Source organism: Candidatus Villigracilis saccharophilus (assembly GCF_016711665.1).
The window spans coordinates 52,605-72,767 of the sequence record NZ_JADJSO010000079.1 but is presented as its reverse complement, the minus strand read 5'-3'; the positions used below and the strand labels follow the sequence as shown (position 1 = coordinate 72,767).

Below are 20,163 nucleotides of genomic sequence, written 5' to 3'. Positions count from 1 at the left end.
ACCATGAAATTAAGCAAACTTGCAAGTGACATCGCCGAATCTCCAACCCTCGCCTTGAATGAAGAAGCGCGTATTTTGCGCGAACGCGGCGAAGCCGTGATCAATCTGGGGATCGGAGAACCAAAAAACAAGACGCCGATTTCCGCAGTTCTGGCGTCTGGTGCAAAGTTGACCAGTGGTGAAGTTAAGTACACGCCGCCCGATGGTCTGCCGTCCATGAAGAAAGCGGTGATTCGTTACACAGAAGAGAGCTATAACCGCCTCGTCGCGCCTGAAAATGTGATCATCACAAACGGCGCGAAGCAATCACTCTACAATATCTTCTATTCAATCCTCAATCCCCAGGATGAAGTGATTGTTGTTGCGCCATATTGGGTTTCGTACCCGGAAATGATTCGGATGTGTCTCGGCGTCCCTGTCATTGTCACACCGGAAGACGGCACATTCACACCGCGCTTTGAGGATATTGAACGCGCAGTAACATCATCCACCCGCGCGATTATTGTCAACAGCCCGAATAATCCGTCAGGCGCGATCTATCCCGCTGAGTTGATCGGGAAGATCGTGGAATTGTGTGAGCGCAAAGGCATTTTCATGATCTGTGATGACATTTATCACAAACTGACCTTTGATCGGAATGTCGCTCCGCCTGCTTATTCATTTACGAATAAAGATGTTGAGAATTCGCACGTGATCGTGGTCAATGGCGTGGCGAAATTATATGGAATGACCGGCTTCCGTGTGGGCTGGGTGGTCGCTCCGCGTGAGTTGGTCAAGGTAATGACCAATGTTCTCGCGCAAACAACCTCCTGTGTTTCACCGATCGCTCAAGCCGCGGCAGAAGGTGCGCTGAATGGTTTACAGTCTGTGGTTGAGGCGCTGCGCTTGCAGATCCAAAACAATCGCGATGTGGTCTTGCAGGAAATGAAGACCTTTAATGGAGCGCGGCTGATCGAACCGAAGGGAACTTTCTACGCATTGCCTGATCTGCGCGCCTTCAATGGGAACTCAGTAGAATTGTCAAAATTCTTGTTGAAGAAGGCTTTGGTGGTGACGGTCCCTGGCAAGGAATTTGGCATGGAAGGTCATATCCGCATTTCTTTCGCGGGATCGGTCAAAGATATTACCGAGGGCATTGCGCGCATCAAATGGGCGCTTGACCCGACCTCGCCCAATGAAATCTATATCGGCGATAAAAAGATGATACGGGATTGGATGTAAATTCAATATAACCACTGAAGCATTGGTCGAGGAGGCGGTTTTTCGTAATGAAGGATCGCTGGTCGCCGGCGGCGCTTTTGATGCCAATACCGGCAAACATACCGCCCGCAGCGCGAACGATAAATTTGTTGTGCGTCATGTTGATTCTGAGAATAATATCTGGTGGGGGGTGTATAACCGTCCATTTGCGGGGGAGAAGTTCGAGGTCATGGTTGACCGTATGTTGGGATTTTTGCAGGGGCGCGATGTCTTCGTCCAGGATGTGTATGGCGGCGCGGACGCAGCGTATCGCCTGCCGGTCCGCATTGTGACAGAACTCGCCTGGCATAGCCACTTTGCACGCAATATGTTCATTCTTCCGCAATCGCTCGAAGAGTACAAGCGCTTTGTGCCAGAGTTTACGATCCTCGCCATGCCGTCCTTCAAGGGAGCGCCTGCCGTTGATGGCACTGTCAGCGATACGTTCATCTGCCTTTCATTTGAAAAGAAACTTGCGATCATCGGCAACACCGCTTATGCGGGTGAGATCAAAAAATCTGTATTTACAATCTTGAATTACCTGCTTCCTTTGGAAGGCGTGCTTTCGATGCATTGCTCAGCCAATGTCAATCCTGATAACGAGGATGATGTGGCTTTGTTCTTTGGATTAAGCGGAACAGGCAAGACCACGCTTTCGGCCGATCCCACCCGCCGCCTCATTGGTGACGATGAACATGGCTGGAGCGATAATGGCATTTTCAACTTTGAAGGCGGATGCTACGCAAAAGTTATCGGCCTGTCCGAATCTGCCGAGCCTGAAATTTACGCCACCACCAAACGTTTCGGTACGATCCTTGAAAATGTTCCCTTCGATCCCATCACGCGTCAAATTGATCTTGACGATGACTCGTTGACAGAAAACACAAGGGCCTCATATCCGCTTGAATTTATTGCCAATGCCATGCCTGAAAAAAAGGCCGGGCATCCGAAGAATGTTATTCTGTTGACCTGTGACGCGTCCGGCGTTATGCCGCCCATTGCGAAATTGACTCCCAATCAGGCATTGTATCAATTCATTTCAGGCTACACATCCAAGATCGCAGGAACGGAAGTCGGTCTTGGCAAAGAGCCGGAGATCACATTCAGCGCCTGTTTTGGCGGACCGTTCATGGTGCATCATCCATATAAATATGCTGAACTTCTTAAGAATAAGATCGAACGATATGGCGTGACCTGCTGGCTGGTCAACACGGGCTGGGTGGGCGGACCCTACGGGGTCGGCAAACGAATCTCCATTAAATATACACGCGCCCTGTTGAACGCCGCGCTCACAGGCAAACTGAGTCAGGTCAAATTCACGACAGACCCGATCTTTGGTTTCGAAGTCCCAACTGAATGCCCGAATGTCCCGGCTGAAGTTTTGAATCCTTCGACTTCATGGCACGATCAAAAGGAATATGATAGAAGATACAAAGACTTGGCGATGCGCTTTGCGCAAAACTTTGCGAAATTCGAAGATGGCACACCTCAGGACGTCATTGACGCGGGACCGAAGGTGAGTAAATAAATTTTTGAAACAAGGCAGGCTTGAAACAGCCTGTCCTGTTTATTAAGATGAATGGTTGACACAGGAGTTTGTCATGCCGCGCAATCAATTAATAAAGATTGTCCTCAGTCGTCTCCTCATGGCACTTCCCATGTTCATGCTTTTTTTCTTCCTGCCCGCGGGCACATGGAATTATTGGCAGGCGTGGGTTTATTTGGCGATCCTGTTTATCCCCATGTTTTTTGCGATGTTCTATCTGCTCAAGAACAATCCGGAGCTGTTGGAGCGCAGGATGCGAATGAAGGAGAAAAGAAGCGGACAAAAGCAGGTGGTTGGGATTTCTCTTATATTTCTTCTTCTCGCTTTTCTCCTGCCCGGCTTTGATAAACGTTTTGGATGGTCAATTGTGCCGATTGAGGTGGTTGTGGCAGCACAAATATGTGTTCTTGCGGGGTATCTCATTGTCTTCCGTGTGATGCAGATCAACAGCTTTGCCTCACGAGTGATCGAGGTTGCCTCAGAACAAACAGTGATTGATACCGATCTGTATGCCATCGTGCGCCACCCAATGTACATGGGAGCCATGGTGTTATATGTGATGTCTCCGCTTGCGCTGGGATCGTATTGGTCTGTGATTCCCGCGCTGGGTATGATTCCCATCCTCGTTGCGCGCATCAAAGACGAAGAGCTTATGCTTGAAAAAGAACTGCCCGGATATCTGGAATACAAAAAGAAGACAAAGTACCGCCTGATCCCCTATGTTTGGTAAGGGCATAGAAAAAGAACAGCCTTGCGATCTCTCACAAGGCTGTTCTTTTTATAACGAAGTTTTGATTGTGGAAATTGTATACTTCGGTGTTTTTGTAGAACGCCGCGCTTTTTCGAGCGCTTTCTGTTCTGCGCGCTGTGCGTCGATCTTGCGCTGGACATGCGGCGCAAAAAAACCTGCGTAACGTTTTTGAAGTACTGGTTTCTGCCAGTCATTACCGCCGACTTTACCGCGGCAATTCAAGCTCCCACACCCGCAATGAAATTCATCATATGGCATGGTGTCGCTCATGGCATAGTCAAAACAAACTTCCTCGCCGATTTTAATGTCTCGCATTGCAACGAGTCCAATCTGGCCCGAAAGACCTGCATTCGGATTACACGAGTGATTGACATAATCTCCTTCACCAATGGGGCGCGGAACCAGGAAATGACGATCTTCTACCTGGATACATAAACTGCGCTCACGGTCAGGAAGGTGAATAAAGGCGTCCCATTCATAGACGACGCCCCCGAAAACGGCTACGAGCTCACCCTTTTTGATGGGCTCTAACGAATAGATTCCGTTTCCACTGCCATTGGCCTTCGGGCGGCCTTCTAACTTAGAAGACAGATACGAACTTGGTTGCTTGGACATTCATACAAACTCCTTTTTCTTTTGATTAAAGATGAACAGCGCCTCCCGCGGTGGTCGAGCCGCGAAAAACGCCATTGATAAATTCAATCATACATTAAATATCCTGCATGTAAAGGTTTTAATTGTATAGATTTTGTAATTGTTTTTATGATGAAGGTCACGCTTTTTTACCCCGCCGACCATTGATTCTGATCAATTTATAATTTCTTACTCCCGTTAACGCGAGCCGCGTTTCTTGCGAAAAGGCAATTTGCTTCACAGGTGAGGGATTGCTTCGTCGCAAGGACATAATCTCACGGCGCCCATTGTGCCCCCCAATCCGGCTCTGGGTGATTTGTAAGTTGCACTTGATTCTCTCCGTTGGCGCGCATGATATAAAGATCGGCTTGGTCGTCATTGCGCAGAGAGTTGAACACAATATATCTGCCGTCCGCTGAGTAGACTCCGCCGGCGTTGTTCCCGCCGTCTGTTAATTGCGTGAACTCTCCTGTGGTCACGTCGATCCTGAAAATATTCTTATCCCCGAATACGCCTGCGTAGATCAAAAGACTCTTGCCATCTGGTGACCAGTCAATGCTTCCACCGATGCCTCTTAATCCCTGGGAAATTTTGATATGATTTTTCCCATCTCCATCCATTGTATATATCTCGTATTCTTGCGGGATGCCGGCGGACATTGCGTACGCGATCCGCTCTCCGTCCGGCGACCAGGCGACTGTCACGATGGTGTCCTTCCCGGCGTAAACAAGGCGTGGATTTAATCCATCAGAATTCACCATCCAAATGGATGTAGGCTCATTTCCTGCTCGATTTGCGAAAACGATCTTGCGACCGTCTGGTGAATAATCGGGCGAGATGACATTGCCTATGTTTGTTGTTATTTGACGCAATTCTTTTTTGTTGAAGGTTAGCAGATACAAGTCAAATGGCCCGTTGCGGTTGGATGCGAACAATAAAGATGCGCCATCAGGCGTAAATAACGGATAGTAATTGCTGGCATCCATATCTGTAAGCTGGGCTAGGCCCGAACCATCGCGGTTGATCATGCAGAGTTGGTTGTAATCTCCGCGTGTGCAGGTGAAGGCGATCCTGCCTCCATGTTCATCTGTAGGCCTTGGGATCGGTGTGACGGTTGGCAGCGGGGTATATACTGCGGTGAACGGCGTGAATTGAACCGGCGTGGCGATGGGGGCAGGCGCCGGACGTACCAGCCAGAACAAAGAGGCAAAGCCTGCAACTAAAATGAAAATAAATATAGGAATAATGCCAAACTGTATTGGTGATTTTTTGTGTTGCTGTGTGCTGATCGCGGTGAGCCGATCTTCAAGAGGAAGGGTATCCTGTGTGACGAGATTTGGCTTTGGCGGCGGCAGAAAACTCCAGCCTGCAAGGATCTTTGAGGTGACAGGAGCATTTGAAAGGTCGGCGCGAAGCGGAATATCTTCAATCGAAACTCGCGCGGCCAATGCAAGTGATGAAAGCAGTTCGGTGGTGGTCTTGAGGCGCTCCCCTGGATTCTTCCGCAAAGCCCACAATACCATCCGTGAGAAATGGTCGGGAATATTTTTGTTCAGCGAAATAGGCGCGGGCGGAACCAACTCAAGGTGCGTCTTGCGAATTGCCTCGGCAGTTTTGGGCGCGGGCTGTCCGTTGATCCAAACGCCTGTAATAAGCTGATAAAGCAGCACTGCCAGTGCGTAGATGTCTGAAGCTGGTGTGAGCGTTTGTTGATCGAATTGTTCGGGTGCAAAATAAAGGGGCTGATATTTACCCGGATGCGGTATTTCTTTTTTGCCGATCTTCCATGCTGAACCGATTCCGCCTAGAAATATTTCGCCGCGTTTGTTGACATGAATTAACTCTGGCGCAAGATTGAGGTGTAAATAATATTTTTTGTGTAATACTTCAAGCGCTGAGCATATTGCTTTGGCAATGATTAATGTTTCTTGTACGCTTGGCGGATCGTACTTAAATAATTCATTGAGCGTGGGGCCGTCAATCCACTCTTCCAGTAGAAATGCGAGGGTTGGGGTTTGATACAAGCCAAGATAGGGGACAAGGTTGGGGTGAGAGATACTGCGCAGGGTCGCCAATTCTACTTCAAGACTTTTTAAGGCATCTGCATTCTCTGATATCGTTTTTGGTAAAAGCGTCAATGCCAGCGGTTTGTTGCTGCGCGTATCTGTTGCGAGGTAAAGTTCGCCCAGCGGTGTACGCGCGATGAATTCTTCTACATGATATTGGTTAAGAAATGTCAGTCCTGATAACGACGGCATGTGAAATTAACATTCTTGGACTGTTTGCAATTTACAAGGCCCAAGACAACATTAACCCAAAGATAGCGGCGATGAGACCTATGTGCAGGAATAGGTTGCTGTCTGCCAAAAAACTGCCAGGTACAATAAATTGGATCAGCAGATTGCAAACGATGAGGAAAAGCCCGATGATGGGGAGCAATCCTTTGCGGTGTGCCAGATATTCAGATAGATGATCTAATAATTTTGAGATCATACTTCCTCCATATCCTTATCTTCACCATCATCGGATACTTGTTCCACCTGGTTTTGTGTAACGTGCCAGGGTGCAAATTGAGCCAAAAGCCTGCCGGGGATGCGTCCGCGCATGATCATGCCGCCGCGTTCATGTTCGACGCGGTCCACTTGACCGAGTTCATGAAATAGTGAGATCAAAGCGCCTTGCTTGTAAGGAAGCCGCACATGGATAGGTGTGTAGGACTCAAATAATTCTTCCCGCATCAAGTGCAGCAGATCTTTTATACCCGTTCCTTCAACCGCAGAGATGGAAACGGACTTTGGAAAACTCTTCAAGATTTCACGAGCGTTTTCGGGATTGCGCAGGAGATCGGCTTTATTCAGTGCCGTGATCATGGGTATATGCCCCGCGTCTATTTCTTCCAGGGTTTCCTGCACAGCCTGGAATTGGTTAAGCGCGTTGGGATGCGAAATATCCACGACGTGCAAGAGCAGGTCTGCTTCTGCAATCTCTTCCAGAGTAGCATGGAAGGCGGCGATCAGCGAAGTAGGAAGTTTTTGGATGAAGCCAACCGTATCCGTGATCAGAGCCAGGTCGTCGCCGGGTAATTGAACACGGCGTGTGGTCGGGTCGAGCGTGGCGAAGAGTTGATCGGCTACGAGGACTTCAGATTTTGCAAGACGGTTTAGCAGCGTGGATTTGCCTGCATTGGTATAACCGACAATCGCTACCGTCGGGATGCGCGAGCGTTTGCGTTGAGCACGGTATCTTGTGCGGTGCGCTTCCACTTTTTCAAGTTCGCGTTTGATATGTGTGATACGTGTACGGATCTGACGTTTGTCCACTTCCAGCTGGGTTTCACCAGGGCCGCGCAGACCAACGCCGCCCGCGGACCCGGCAGCTCCACCCCCGCCCCCCGCCTGTCTTTCGAGATGTGTCCAGGCGCGGGTAAGACGAGGCAGGTTATATTCGTATTGGGCGAGCTCAACCTGCAACATGCCCTCGCTAGTGTGGGCGTGTTGGGCAAAGATGTCAAGGATGAGCGCGGTGCGGTCAAGCACGCGCATATTGATAAGCGCCTTTTCCAGCTCGCGTTGGTGGCGTGGAGATAATTCATCGTCGAAGATGATCACGTCTGCCAGAGTTTCCTCGGCCAGCGCTTTTAATTCCTCCACTTTACCGGGGCCGATATAGGTGACCACATTTGGACGATCGAGTTTTTGGGTGAGTTCGCCGACCACATCCACACCGGCGGTATCTGCCAGCAAGGCAAGTTCTGCCAGCGAATCTTCAAGACCGAGGAATTGCTTCTTGTCGCGCAGTTCCACGCCGACAAGGAATGCGCGTTCACGCGGATGAGTTGTTGGTTGAGGGGTTTTCTTTGTCACTGAGGTTTGTTTCCGATTCTGTCTTTATGGTTTCCATTTGGCTGAATAATTTGGCAATACGCGGGTCGCTTGCTTCTGTGCGTGTGGGTAGCAAGATGTGAAAAGTTGAGCCGCTCAATTTTACCTCGTCATACCCTTCTGATTCCACCCATATAGTGCCGCCATGGGCTTCAATGATCCCGCGTGTAATGGGCAGTCCAAGCCCGGGGCCGCCGCCTTTGAATTTAGTCTTGCCGCTTGAATGCAAGTCGGCTCTCCCTAATTGACCGAACTTCTCAAAGATGACCGCTTGATGTTCTGTTGAGATGCCAATCCCTGAATCGGCGATGATGATCTCGATAAAACCAGGCAGCAGGCGTCCGTTAATGGTGATCGTGCCGTTATCAGGCGTGTACTTGATCGCGTTGGTCGTAACATTGTATAGCGCTTGATAGATGCGCTCCGAATCGCCGTAGATCATGAGGTCATCTCCGCTGAATTTATTGATGAGCAAAGAGAGTTTGCGATCGGCGATGGTTTTACCCAGTTCATTTTTTAAAAGGTTCAGCAAGTGCGTGATCCATAATGGCTGGAAATTAAGTGTAAGTAAGTTATTGTCTATCAATGAGACATCAATCATGTCGTCGATGATATGACGCAGGCGTTGAATGCCCGTGTCCACCCCTTTAAGCAGGATCTGTATTTGAGATTGCCCGGATGCACCAACAGTATCAGCCATCATCGCGGTATAACCCTCGATGAGGGTGAGTGGAGTTTTTAATTCATGCGCCGCAACGGAAATGAAGCTGGATTTGTTGCGGTCGAGTTGCTGTAATTTCTCCTGTGTTTTGCCAAGTTCACTGGAGATGTGTGCCACGCGCGTTTCCATTTCATAGCGGACCACCACACTTAGACTGTGAGCGTAAATAGGGATGACAGCCGCTAGCAGTTCGAGGGCGTCTTTCTTGCTCAGGTTTTCGCGTGCCACTTCAATGGTGAGCGACACCATACGGTTAATGACAAAGGAAACAAAATAATCACCTTCATCCAGGTTGGTTTCGGTTGGAGCGTGTCCCCAGTCGTACAGGATCGGGTCGAGCCAGCCGATGTCGCCAGTCATGACGGCTTGTTCGAGCAGCTCGTAAAAACGTTCGAGCTGTTCAACAAAACCCAGGCGCACGCCTTCGCCGCTCGCCAGTTCACGCGAGATGCGCTGCACCCACGGGTTGTGAATTTTTTGAAGTGAATTTTGTAACGCCATTAAATATAAGTGTACGCCCTGTCTTGGCTTTTGACCATGCTTTATATGAAGATTTGATCTTTGAATATGCAGTTGTTTCTTTATTTTTCCACGATCCAGGTCCACAAGGTTTTGCCGACGGTTTGCAGGCTCTCTGCGGAAACTTTATCGGGCGTGTCTTGTGTAGTGTGCCAGTAGGGATAGTCGAAGTCAATGATGTCCACGGCAGGGATGCCTGCCTCGAGGAAGGGGGTGTGATCGTCCAGCATACTGAACTTTTCCTGATTTATGAATTTGTCAGCGTAGCCGAGTTTTTCCGCAGTGCCCCAAATTTCTGTGCGGATGGACACATTGGAATTTTGTTCGAGATAGATGTTCAAGTCTGCATCACCGATCATGTCTACGATGACAACTGCTTCCGGATGAATGGAAAGTTCCTCGGCGAAGGCGCGTGAACCCAGTATCCAATCCCAGCCATCGATGCGGCCATTATCTTCGGCGTCGAAGAAGACTAGCCAAACAGGCACAGTATCTTTTGGCAAAGAACGCGCCATCTCGATCAGGACTGCCACCCCGGATGCGCCATCATTTGCCCCAGGGACAGGCAACAGGCGCTTGCCCAATTCCGGGTCCTGGTCCGCAGCCATACGGGTATCATAATGCGCGCCAAGAATGATCTGTGGCGCATCGTCATTTCTTTTTGCGATGACGTTATAAATGGGATGACCCATGCGTTCTGCTTCCTGTATTTCCACTTTCCAACCGGCGGATTCCAATTCTGTACGCATCCATTCACGGATACTGGCATGTCCCTCGGATCCCGGGATGCGCGGACCGAAATCGACTTGAGTTTGCACATCCATGTAGGCGCGCGCACCATCAAAGAAAAGCGAAGCGGGCTCATTGCTATCCGCAGGAGGCTGTGACATAAAGGATGTGATGTACCATCCAGCTGTCAGAGAAAGAAGGATGCCAATCAAAGATAAATAGATGTAGGCAGCGCGTTTGTTCATTTGTTATCCATAAACTATATTGCTGGCATTGTGAGGAGCCTTCTTCGTGAGTCAGCGGTCTCGGATCACAAGTGAAGAGACCTTTTCCTTTGGTGTCTCATTTAAATATTCTTCAAGCACCTTCGCCGCGCGATTTGCGTAAAGCTGACCCCGTTCGCGTTTGCCTATTCTTTTTTCAAGAATAAGCGGAGGCAGGATTCCGAAGTTGGCTTTCATCGGTTGAAAATCTTTTAAGTCTGCATGGGTGATGTAATGACAAAGCGCGCCCAGCATGGTTTCGTGCGGAAGTTTGATGGGCGGCTTGTGGCCAAGCAGGCGCGAGGCGTTAATTCCTGCTAGAAGGCCTGTAGCGATGTTGCCCATGTAGCCTTCGACGCCTGTGATCTGCCCCGCGAAGAAAAGATCGTCGCGCGTGGTGTGCTGTAGTGTGGGACGTAAAAGTTTTGGAGACGCGATAAAAGTGTTGCGGTGCATTTGACCGAAACGCTCGAACTCGGCGTTTTCCAAACCAGGGATCAGGCGCAGGATGCGTTTTTGTTCCGGAAATTTCAAATTGGTTTGAAAGCCCACAAGATTGTATAAACTGCCGGCCAGGTTATCCTGTCGAAGCTGGACGACCGCATAAGAACCTCTGCCAGTTCGTGGGTCACGCAGACCGACAGGGCGCATGGGACCGTAGGCTAGCGAATCGATGCCCCGTTCGGCAATGACTTCGATGGGCAGACAGCCTTCGAAGAACTGCCCCGCTTTTACCCCTGTGCGAATCGCTTCTTCAAATGACCGTAATTCGATACGTTCGGCTTTTTGCAACTCATTCACAAATGAATAATATTCATCCTTTGTGAATGGGCAGTTGATGTAATCGCCTTCGTCTGAATCGCCTTTACCATAGCGTGAGGCGCGGAAGGCAATTTCCATATTGATCGATTCGGCATGCACGATCGGCGCGATCGCATCGAAGAAGAAGAGATGTTCTTCACCACTCAACTTTGCGATGGACCGTGTAAGGCTTTCAGAGGTAAGCGGCCCGCTGGCGATGATAACTGGTGTTTGTGGAATCTCCTTCATTTCTGCGCGGATGATCTTTATATTTGGGTGATTTTCTATTTTTTCAGTGACCATCCGCGCGAAGGCTTCACGGTCAACCGCCAGTGCCGCGCCTGCTGGAAGGGCGGTTGCTTCGGCACATTCCAGCAGCATTGAATTTAATTGTCTGAGTTCGTTTTTTAATACACCCGAAGCGCGGTCGGATAAATTGGATCCGAGCGAGTTTGAGCAGACCAGTTCTGCCAGGTCGCTGCCAAGGTGTGCGCCTGTCGGTATGGACGGACGCATTTCGTATAATTGAACTTTGAATCCGCTGTGGGCGACTTGCAAGGCGGCTTCACTGCCTGCCAACCCGCCGCCTATAATGGTGAGATCAGTCATTTATGTATTTTACCATTTGAGTTTTTGCTTCATGTCTTTGGAATTGCGAAGCATCTAAAACATGCCTGATCGTTTCGCAATGATCTATCTAAATCACTTGTTCAATTGCTGGTTTGGCCTTATCCTATACATAGGAGAAACAAAATGTCAGAAATCAAATACGATATCATCAAAAGGATCGGCATATTGTCAAAGTCCGCTTCGGGGTGGACCAAGGAAATTAATTTGATCAGTTGGAATGACAGGGAGGCAAAATATGACATCCGTGAATGGTCGCCGGACCGCGAACGGAGAGGCAAGGGTGTCACTCTCTCCACAGATGAGTTGTCTGCGCTAAAAGAGTTGTTGAATCATACTGAAATTTAACTGAAGAAGAGGAAGTAATACATAAAGGAGAATCGAATGGATCAATTGCCTCCCAATAACTACGGTACCATATTGCCTACAAGCACAATGGCCACTATAAGTCTTATCGCGGGTATTTTGGGATTCACGCTTTTCCCAATCATAGGCGGTATTGTTGCTTTGGTCACGGGCTATGCGGCGCGTAAGGAAACGCGCGCAATCCCGCCAACCGCATCCGGTGATGGTCTCGCTTCTGCTGGCATCGTTATGGGCTGGGTACAGATCGGGTTGGCACTGATCGGTTTCTGCTGCTTCATCGTCTATTTTGTTTTTATTGCCGGCGCTATTGGTTGGTCGGCGGCGCAATAAAATTCGACGCCCTTGGTTGAAACTCTGCTTGTCAGGCTTGAGGCGGGTATAATTCCCAGAACAAGCCATGCCAACTGAAACCGGGATCGAGACCCACCTCAAAGACGCAACGCAGCTTTCTGAAGCCGTTTGGGCCGTGCTTGCCGAACGTGTCAGCGGCGATTGGTTGGTTCGCGCGGCTTATCGCCTGAATAAGCCTGCGCAGAATGAACTCATGATCGTTATGGCAAAACCAGTCGTGGATACCTGGTTGTGTGGCGCTCTCAGTGGGGGGCATAGCCGTTCAAGTTCTGCCCCGCAGGAAGGTAAACTTAAGGTTGGGCGTTTATTTGCGTATCCGATTCCTGGTACATCTCAACTTGTTTTAGTGGGGGCAGATGATCAGACTACCAACGCCCAGAGGATATGGAAATTAACTGCATCACTCCTGGCTGGAAGATCCACTTCTCCCAATCAGCCATTCCTGCCTGACCTACAGTCTGGGCTTGCCTTCGATCTACCCCTCGCGTTGGAAAAGGTTTTGGGGGTATTCGTGCAGGCTGTTAATTGTCAGGGCGCGTGGCTGGCGATCCGTCGTGGCGAGTCGCTTGATATTCAAGCTGAGTGGGATGTGCCAAAAGCCAAAGGGGTGAGTCTGCTGATAGATTCGAATCCACTTCTCCGTCGTGTGAACCGTTCCCTGTCTGATGTGACGATTACGCGTGGGCAGCCGAATTGGGATAATCTTCCATATGGCACCCTTAAGTCAGGTACTCATATTTGGGTCTGCCTGCCGCTCGTAATTGGTCAGCGATTGATCGGAGTGGTGGCACTTTGGCGTCAAAGGGAATTTACTCTCGCCGAGTGGGGGCAGCTGCGAGAATTGGCGGCGCGAGTCCCGCCTTCGGTGGATGTAGTGGTTACATTTTCAGAAATGGCCGGGCATCTGCGCCGGTTAGCCTTATTAAATGATTTTGTGCTCACAATTTCTTCTGCGCAAAACCTGGACCAGATCTCACGACGCATGTTTGGCCTGTTGGCTCGCGCGTTCAATACCGAGTTGATCGCATTCTTCCTGCGTTCCAGTGATGGGCGTATCTTGCGCGATTACCGCTTGCTGGACGGCAAGATGAATGTTGTTAGCGTTGCGCTTGCGGGACATTCCATCCAGCCCTTTCTTTCAAAAGGCGGGCATGCGCGTCTGGTCGTGGATACCATTGCGGAAGGTTTTATTCCAATCCATAAAGACGCGCGCTCCATGTTGATCGTTCCGCTTAAGTACCGTGGTGAGGCGATTGGTGTCCTGATCATTGAAAGCCTGCGCGCCGAGGCATTCAACCAATATGATGAGCATCTCATGGTGGTCATTACCAGTCATCTGGCGGGGTTGATCGAGTACACACGTCTGCGTGAAGAAGCTGAAGGGCGCGCGCGAAGCCTGAGCCTGATCCATGAAGTTGTGCAACAGGTTATCGGCTTGAACGATAAATCCGAAGTGGCGGCGATCACGGCTGAGCTGGTGGCGCAATACTTCAAATTTGAATTTGCCGCTATTTTTCTTTTTGACCAGGATCGGAAGTTTTCCATTCAAGGCATCGGCGGTTCACATGCCGAAACTGTCAAGCGCGCGTTGGTTGGTGAGGAATTCGTGGTGGACGGCGGAGTCACAGGTCACGTATCTCGCACAGGTGAGAGTATCCTGATCAACGATACCAAGCGCGATAAATTATACAAGCCGCTCAAAGGCTGGGAAGCGCGTTCTGAAATTTGTGTGGCTTTGAAGGATGGAGAATCCATTCTCGGTATTATTGATGTGGAAAGCCGCGAACAAAATGCCTTTACAGGCAATGACCTGATCGCGATGGAATCACTGGCGGGTATCCTTGCCGCAGTGATCTCAAGCGCAAATCAATATCAGATATTACAGGAAACCAACCGCCAGCTGCGCGTGATCGAGATCGAATTGAATGCACGCATGGAGGCCCAGCGTTCAGCGGAAAATCGTTTGATCCAGGCTGCCAAACTTGCCGCGGTCGGAGAAATGGCGGCGGGAATCGCCCACGAGTTAAACAATCCGCTGACAACGGTCACGGGTTTTTCAGAGCTTATTCTCGAAGAATTACCGGAAGGAACGCCTCAGCATACCGATCTGGAAATGGTTTTACGTGAAGCGCGGCGTGCCAGTGATGTAGTCCGCCGCCTCCTGGATTTTTCGCGGCAGGGTGAACAAGTGCGCGCCCAGGCCGATTTGAATGGAGTAGTTGACGATGTCGTGGCGCTGACAAGACATCTTGTTCAAACCAATGGTGTCAAGCTGATCGTTGACCTTGACGAATCGCTTCCCTGGATCTCCATTGACCACAACCAGATGAAGCAGGTCCTCTTAAACCTTATTCATAATGCGCTGCATGCCATGCCTAACGGCGGAGAGTTACGAGTCCGCACAACTTGTGCGAACCGTGACGAACGCAGTTGGGTTGTGATGTCGGTCAGTGATACTGGCGTTGGGATTTCGCCCGCCGATCAAGGCCGCGTCTTCGAGCCATTTTTTACAACCAAGGGTGGTAGTGGCGGCACCGGTTTGGGGCTTTCTGTTACTTATGGAATCGTCACCGATCATGGCGGTATGATCGAATTATCCAGCGAGCCGAATAATGGCTCTACATTCGGGGTCTGGCTGCCGATTTGAATCTCCTTTTTCGCAGTCCAAATTCCCTGAACTGCGATACGAAACCTGGTGATTTTGTACCTAAATCAAAAAGCCCAAAGGTAAATTTATGGAAACGCCCTTTATATTCGTAGTTGATGATGAACCGGGTATTGCATTATTGTGCAAGCGTTTATTAACACGAGCCGGCTATAAAGTTGAAACAGAGACCGATCCGCGCGCGGCAATTGATTTTCTAAAAGAAAGCAAGATCGACTTACTCCTGGTTGACATCCGTATGCCCGAGGTGGATGGTTTTGAAGTTATTCACCATGCCCAGCACCTTCAACCTGACGCGGCGATCTTGATCATGACCGGTTATGGGACCGTGGAAACAGCCATTCGCGCTCTTCGGCAGGGCGTGGACGGCCTTATGCTTAAACCATTCGGTCAAGGCAGTGAATTGATCGACGCCGTCGAACTGGCATTTGCAGATAGCCAACAAAAAAGGGACGCCGCCCGCACACAGGCATTGCGTCCGCTTTTTTCAGTGACAGAATCTTTACTGTCTGAAACACGGCGCGAGCCATTGCTCGATCTTATTATCGATTCCATTTGCGAACATTTGCGCTGCGCTCACGCCGCCTGCTACCAGCGAAACGAACAATCAAATGAGTTTTCATTGCTCACTTCGCGCGGTGCGAATCTATTATCCGGGCATCAGGACTTGATCGCGACCGTGGATGAATCTGCAGCGCCTTTGTTGATCAATGCCAATGGACCCAGTGATCCCAAATTAAAATCGCTTCTTGCTGAACTCGGGCTTGGCACGGCAATCCTGATACCGATCCTGCGTCCATCCATCCGCATGGTGTTTTATGCGGCTCGGACTGTTAACGAGACTGCATTTCGCGAATCCGAATTGGAGATGTTCCAGATACTTGCGCGTCAAGCGGCTGCCGCCCTTGAGAATTCCCGCTTATATGCCGAACAGCTGGATTATGTTCGTAAGGTGGAGGAATCTCAAAAGGCTTTATTACAGTCTGAGAAGATGGCCGCCGCGGGTCGGTTGAGCGCATCCATTGCGCATGAAGTTAATAATCCCTTGCAGGCTGTGCAGAATTGCCTGCATCTGGCCGGCCGTGAAGATTTGCCCGCGGAAAAGCGTAAGGAATATTTTGAACTTGCGTGCACAGAGCTTGAACGCCTGATCGTAACTGTTCGACGCATGCTGGATTTTTATCGCCCGGGTGTTTCTTCTCTTGAGAATGTGGATTTGCGGGAAATGTTGGAATATATTTTTCATTTAATGTCAAAACAACTTTCCGAGGCAAATGTGAATGTCACTTTGGATATTCGTGGACAGCTTCCCCCGGTTATTGCGGTCGGCAGTCAGATACAGCAGGTATTTATTAATTTAATTTTGAATGCTGCCGACGCCATGCCCGAAGGTGGAAACCTGAAGATCATAGCCCGTGCTTTTGAAGACGGTGTTGAGGTTTTGTTCCGCGATCACGGCAAAGGCATCCCGAAGGATAGGCAATCTAATATTTTCGAGCCATTCTTTAGCACAAAGGAAGGCGGAACAGGTCTTGGACTTACTGTGAGTTACAATATTGTCTCTGCGCATGGCGGCATACTGGAATTAATGCCAGAACGGGGCGCCGGTGCCTGCTTCCGAATATTTTTACCTTCAGGAGGAAAATAATGAAATTCAATATTCTTGTTGTGGATGATGAACCCGTAGCGCGCCAGTCACTGACAGATATCTTAAAACTGGAAGGGTACTCCGTGGCGTCTGCTCCCAATGGCCAGGCGGCGATTGGGTATCTGCGCGGACATGCTGTCGACCTGATGATCGTCGACCTGAGAATGCCCGGCATGGATGGATTGGAAGTGGTGCAGGTATTGAATCAGATTTCCCCGGATACAGAGGTGATCCTGTTGACTGCATTTGGTTCCACCGAGACAGCTATTCAGGCTTTACGCTTGCGCATCCACGATTATTTGTTGAAACCGGCTTCAACCACCCAGATCATAACCAGCGTTAAAAAAGCATTGACGCGGCACTCTGAAAAGTCACATACGGGGATTTTTGATGAGGGCAATCCGACTGACGCCATTGAAGTTGTAACTTTGAAAGACGGTACCTGTGTGGATCTTGCCCGCCGTCAGATCAAACATAAAAGTGTTATTGAACACCTGACTCCCGCTGAAGGAAGATTAATGCGTATCTTAATGGAGAACGAAGGCAAGGTTTTCTCGCATCGTGAATTGGTTTTACTGGTTCAGGGTTATGATACATCGCAGCGAGAGGCGCCGGAAATATTGCGCCCGTTGGTAAGCCGCTTAAGGCATAAGCTGGAACAATTTCCAATTCTATCTGAGCGGGTGGTCAGCATACGTGGAACGGGTTATTTATATGAAGCAGACAAATAGGAAAATCTTATAATGGCGCTGGGTGATTAGCGCACCGGCTGATTTTTTATTCGTAAGGACCGAAAATATCTTTTGGCAAGGCGGGTGCGCGTATCCACGAAAGCCAACCCGTTTTGCCGCTATAAGTAGGTGGTTGAGGAGGGTCAAACATCACCAGGAGCAAGCTTAGACCAAGTCCGATCGCTCCGAGCCATTGGAGCGGCGATAAATTCTCTCCAAGCCAAATATTGCTGAATAATATGGCAATCAACAATTCCGCAAGTCCCAGTAAGGCAGTTTGCATTCCGCCGATTTTTTTTACACCAAGGAATAGTGCAATTCGAGAAGAAATAGTTACAAAGGTTAATCCTAAGACCGGCAGCCAGGGAGTGTTTATCTCGGGCCAGGCACGGTCAAATAATAGGTAGGCAGGAATAACCACTGCACTCATAGAGAGTAATGTGTATAACGCCACGGTAGGCGCAGGTACTTCGAAAAGAACGCGTTGATTAATGGGCAGGTGCATGGCATATAAAATCGATGCGCCGATCATCAAAAACACCCCAGTGAGATCTACGGATTGGTCAGGCATGCGCGTCAGAAAAAATACTGCAATAGCCGCCAGTCCGATCCTGAAAAATGTAAGCCGGCTAGGGGGTTGGTGATCTAGAGTGAGCCAGATCGCAACGAAGAATGGGTACAGGGAATATAGTAGCTGACCTACGCTCGCATTCAACCGTTCCAGTGCAAGATAATACAATAAAGAGCCAAGGCCGTTGATCGAGCCGGCAAGGATGCAGCCTGCCAGTCCGACGGGGAAAATATATAAATATTGACGGTAAAAAATGCCGATGACAAGGAGCAATATGCCTGCTGCAAAACCGGTGCGCAACGCTACAACAGCAAAGGGAGAAAATCCTTGCGTGATCGCCAGCTTGCCAAAGACAGGGGCAAACCCGAGAAACAGTGCCGAACTGAAAGCGGCTGTAATTCCAGCCTTGTATTTTTTTTGCAAAAATACCAGCCTTTTGAGGTTGATCTTGCAGGGAAGGTTACGCTATCAACGCTTTCACTTCTTTCAGGAAGTCATCATTTAAAAAATCGCCTTTTTGCATTAATGCTTGAATCTGACCTCCAAGACGGTTCTTTTCATCCTGCGTCAGTTCTTTTGCTGTGGCGACGATCACAGGTATGGATGCGGTTTCGGTTTTGGCGCGCAGCGCGTCAATAACAGTAAAGCCATCCATTTCAGGCATCATTAGATCTATGATGACCAGATCCGGTAATTCGCGCTGGATCAAATCCAGTCCCTCGCGGCCGTTCTCCGCTTCCAAAATGGTAAAGTTGCCTTGTGACTGTAAAATGCGGCGAATAAGGCGGCGCGCTTCAGCGGTATCCTCTACAAGAACGATCTTGGGGAATCTCTCCGGTGCAACCTGTGTGAGTGCGGAAAGCAAACCCTCTTGCGGGGTTTCCTGGGTTGATGGAAATTTTATGTCGCGAGACCAATTTTCACCTAGGATGCTTGGGTCCGCCGAAACTGTGTGACCGGTGCAATTAACAACAACTGTATCCGTGCTTTTGATGATACCGGCTCGGATCAATTTGAATAAGCCTGCAAAAGCCACTCCTGCGGCAGGTTCCGCGGAAATCCCTTCCATCTTCGCCAGTACGTGCATAGCCCGATACGCATCCTGGTCACTGACGCTTTCAAACGCACCGTTCGTTTTATTGACATAATCTCGTAGGAATTCGTATGCGCGGCCGGGGTCGCCAGTCGCGAGTGTTTCAATATGCGTCATGGGCGACATAACAGGCTGTGCCTCTTCCAACCCCTTTTTCCAGCTATTTACCATAGGCGCGCAGCCTTCTGCCTGTATTGGTGCAAATGCTGGAATTTTGTCCACCCAACCCATTTGTTGCATTTCGCGAAAACCTTTATACACTCCAAGCGGCCCCATCCCGCCACTGATCGCCTGCACATACCAGTCTGGGGTGCGCCAGGGGGCATTCGGGGATGCGCCTTCAACCGCGGTGAGTTGTTCCGCAATTTCATAGGCAATGGTCTTCATTCCTTCGATGGATGTGATGGTGCGCGCGCCCATGTCAAGATATAAATTGCGTTGATGGGCAAATTCGGCAGCCACCTGTTTACATTGATCGTAAGAGCCTGTGATCTTGATCACCTGGCTTCCGTATAATGCGATCTCGCGCATTTTTACCGAGGGAACCAAGCTGGTGACGAATGCCCATAATTTCATTCCTGCCCGCGAAGCATAGGCTGAATACGAGATCGCCACGTTGCCAGTTGATGCAGCTACAATTTCTGTGATGCCGGCTTCTTTTAACGCAGCGATCGTAACGGAGGCTTGCCTATCCTTGAACGAAGAGGTTGGACCCTGACGCTCGTCTTTGATGAAAATATTCGGACATCCCAGCATCATGCCCAAATTTACAGCTCGAATCAATGGCGTCCCGCCTTCGCCAAGCGACAGGCTGACATTGGGATTTCGAACAGGCAGCAATTCTCGATACCGCCAAAGATCAAACGGGCGGCTGGTCAATTTTGCGGGTAGATCTTTCCCGATCAACTCATAATCATATTCGGCTTCGCGCCATTGACTGCTGCATTTTGGGCAGGCTATTGATGATGGATGGTAGGGTGTATTATGACCGCAGTCAAGGCATTTTATAATAAAGGCCACTTTATAAC

The 20,163-nt window shown here is 49.6% G+C and carries 17 protein-coding genes; 8 read left to right on the top strand and 9 right to left on the bottom strand.

What is annotated here, in order from left to right; all coding sequences use genetic code 11:
* Positions 1 to 3: 3 nt before the first annotated feature.
* The 3 genes from IPL17_RS24320 to IPL17_RS24310 all read left to right on the top strand — a co-directional run bounded on the left by IPL17_RS24320 (position 4) and on the right by IPL17_RS24310 (position 3,515).
* Positions 4 to 1,221, top strand: coding sequence for a pyridoxal phosphate-dependent aminotransferase (locus tag IPL17_RS24320; protein WP_345309679.1), 1,218 nt, complete (start codon positions 4 to 6; stop codon positions 1,219 to 1,221).
* The gene (gene pckA / locus IPL17_RS24315) at positions 1,211 to 2,767 is read left to right on the top strand and encodes a phosphoenolpyruvate carboxykinase (ATP) (protein WP_345309788.1); all 1,557 of its coding nucleotides are present in this window, start codon (positions 1,211 to 1,213) and stop codon (positions 2,765 to 2,767) included. Before IPL17_RS24320 ends, pckA begins: the two co-directional genes overlap by 11 nt.
* A 73-nt stretch (positions 2,768 to 2,840) precedes the next feature.
* Positions 2,841 to 3,515 carry an isoprenylcysteine carboxylmethyltransferase family protein gene (locus IPL17_RS24310; RefSeq protein ID WP_345309678.1) on the top strand — a complete coding sequence of 225 codons (675 nt, stop codon included), beginning with the start codon at positions 2,841 to 2,843 and terminating at the stop codon, positions 3,513 to 3,515.
* 48 nt (positions 3,516 to 3,563) lie between these two features.
* Here the strand turns inward: IPL17_RS24310 and IPL17_RS24305 are convergent, their stop codons facing one another.
* From IPL17_RS24305 to trmFO, 7 genes are all read right to left on the bottom strand, one after another.
* Positions 3,564 to 4,151, bottom strand: a complete 588-nt coding sequence (locus tag IPL17_RS24305) for an SET domain-containing protein-lysine N-methyltransferase (RefSeq protein WP_345309677.1) — start codon at positions 4,149 to 4,151, stop codon at positions 3,564 to 3,566.
* 293 nt (positions 4,152 to 4,444) lie between these two features.
* Positions 4,445 to 6,427 (bottom strand): protein kinase, encoded by a 1,983-nt coding sequence (locus IPL17_RS24300; protein WP_345309676.1) that lies wholly within the window; start codon positions 6,425 to 6,427, stop codon positions 4,445 to 4,447.
* 31 nt (positions 6,428 to 6,458) lie between these two features.
* Entirely contained in the window at positions 6,459 to 6,662 is a 204-nt protein-coding gene (locus IPL17_RS24295; protein WP_345309675.1) for a hypothetical protein, read from the bottom strand.
* Positions 6,659 to 8,032 carry a GTPase HflX gene (gene hflX, locus IPL17_RS24290; protein ID WP_345309674.1) on the bottom strand — a complete coding sequence of 458 codons (1,374 nt, stop codon included), beginning with the start codon at positions 8,030 to 8,032 and terminating at the stop codon, positions 6,659 to 6,661. Before hflX ends, IPL17_RS24295 begins: the two co-directional genes overlap by 4 nt.
* Positions 7,992 to 9,272 (bottom strand): HAMP domain-containing sensor histidine kinase, encoded by a 1,281-nt coding sequence (locus IPL17_RS24285; protein WP_345309673.1) that lies wholly within the window; start codon positions 9,270 to 9,272, stop codon positions 7,992 to 7,994. The genes hflX and IPL17_RS24285 overlap by 41 nt, the downstream gene beginning before the upstream one ends.
* Positions 9,273 to 9,352: 80 nt before the next feature.
* Entirely contained in the window at positions 9,353 to 10,264 is a 912-nt protein-coding gene (locus IPL17_RS24280) for a M28 family peptidase (RefSeq protein WP_345309672.1), read from the bottom strand.
* 51 nt (positions 10,265 to 10,315) lie between these two features.
* The gene (gene trmFO, locus IPL17_RS24275; protein WP_345309671.1) at positions 10,316 to 11,692 is read right to left on the bottom strand and encodes a methylenetetrahydrofolate--tRNA-(uracil(54)-C(5))-methyltransferase (FADH(2)-oxidizing) TrmFO; all 1,377 of its coding nucleotides are present in this window, start codon (positions 11,690 to 11,692) and stop codon (positions 10,316 to 10,318) included.
* Positions 11,693 to 11,836: 144 nt separating this feature from the next.
* Between trmFO and IPL17_RS24270 the strand changes: the two genes are divergently transcribed.
* From IPL17_RS24270 to IPL17_RS24250, 5 genes are all read left to right on the top strand, one after another.
* Positions 11,837 to 12,058 (top strand): PC4/YdbC family ssDNA-binding protein, encoded by a 222-nt coding sequence (locus IPL17_RS24270; protein ID WP_345309670.1) that lies wholly within the window; start codon positions 11,837 to 11,839, stop codon positions 12,056 to 12,058.
* Between the two features lie 36 nt (positions 12,059 to 12,094).
* On the top strand, positions 12,095 to 12,406 hold the full coding sequence (locus IPL17_RS24265) for a DUF4190 domain-containing protein (protein WP_345309669.1): 312 nt from the start codon (positions 12,095 to 12,097) through the stop codon (positions 12,404 to 12,406).
* Positions 12,407 to 12,473: 67 nt separating this feature from the next.
* Positions 12,474 to 15,074 carry a GAF domain-containing protein gene (locus IPL17_RS24260; protein ID WP_345309668.1) on the top strand — a complete coding sequence of 867 codons (2,601 nt, stop codon included), beginning with the start codon at positions 12,474 to 12,476 and terminating at the stop codon, positions 15,072 to 15,074.
* Positions 15,075 to 15,162: 88 nt separating this feature from the next.
* Complete coding sequence (locus tag IPL17_RS24255; protein ID WP_345309667.1) at positions 15,163 to 16,740, top strand: response regulator; 1,578 nt, start codon at positions 15,163 to 15,165, stop codon at positions 16,738 to 16,740.
* Positions 16,740 to 17,471, top strand: a complete 732-nt coding sequence (locus tag IPL17_RS24250) for a response regulator transcription factor (protein WP_345309666.1) — start codon at positions 16,740 to 16,742, stop codon at positions 17,469 to 17,471. Before IPL17_RS24255 ends, IPL17_RS24250 begins: the two co-directional genes overlap by 1 nt.
* Positions 17,472 to 17,517: 46 nt before the next feature.
* On the opposite strand, the gene IPL17_RS24245 is transcribed toward IPL17_RS24250, so the two are convergent.
* On the bottom strand, positions 17,518 to 18,465 hold the full coding sequence (locus tag IPL17_RS24245; protein ID WP_345309665.1) for a DMT family transporter: 948 nt from the start codon (positions 18,463 to 18,465) through the stop codon (positions 17,518 to 17,520).
* A gap of 37 nt (positions 18,466 to 18,502) precedes the next feature.
* Entirely contained in the window at positions 18,503 to 20,155 is a 1,653-nt protein-coding gene (locus IPL17_RS24240; RefSeq protein ID WP_345309664.1) for a pyridoxal-phosphate dependent enzyme, read from the bottom strand.
* Positions 20,156 to 20,163: the final 8 nt, after the last annotated feature.